Source organism: Rothia nasimurium, from assembly GCF_928392795.1.
Classification (GTDB): domain Bacteria; phylum Actinomycetota; class Actinomycetes; order Actinomycetales; family Micrococcaceae; genus Rothia; species Rothia nasimurium_F.
In genome coordinates this window covers 1-477 of record NZ_CAKMTJ010000031.1, presented here as the reverse complement: position 1 = coordinate 477, position 477 = coordinate 1, and the positions used below count along the sequence as shown (strand labels likewise).

The following is a 477-nucleotide window of genomic DNA, read 5'->3' as shown; positions in this document are numbered from 1 at the left end:
TTTCATAGAGGGCCACAGCATCACGTTTGAACTGTTCGGAGTACCTAGGCATGGTGGTAGATTACCTTTCTTCCCAACCCAACCGGGCTGGATATCAGGTGTCCACCAAACAGGGGTCAGGTCCCCTGAACCCAAGACCCTGATGCAACCGCTACCGATTCCACCAACACACCCAACCCGCCGTAGCAGCCTCCAACTGAGCAACCGAGCCAAAGAACCGGCCACGCACCAGCTCAGCCTTATAAGCCCCATTCACCGACTCAGCCAGAGCATTATCGTATGAATCTCCAGTAGATCCTACAGACAACTGAACACCCAGCTGGATCAGCTCACGCGTGTAATCATCAGCAACATACTGCGAACCACGGTCCGAGTGATGCACCACCTGCGTCAAATCAGACCCTGAACGCCTGGCTTCAAACAAAGCCTGCTTGAGAGCCATCAGCGGCATCCCCAGCGTATGCATACTCGAGGAAA

1 protein-coding gene is annotated in these 477 nt (G+C 54.3%); it reads right to left on the bottom strand.

Annotation, left to right across the window (positions count from 1 at the left end; all coding sequences use genetic code 11):
- Positions 1-151: 151 nt before the first annotated feature.
- Positions 152-477, bottom strand: a 326-nt coding sequence (locus L6963_RS11725; RefSeq protein WP_237207722.1) for an integrase core domain-containing protein, incomplete at its 5' end; no start/stop codon positions are given.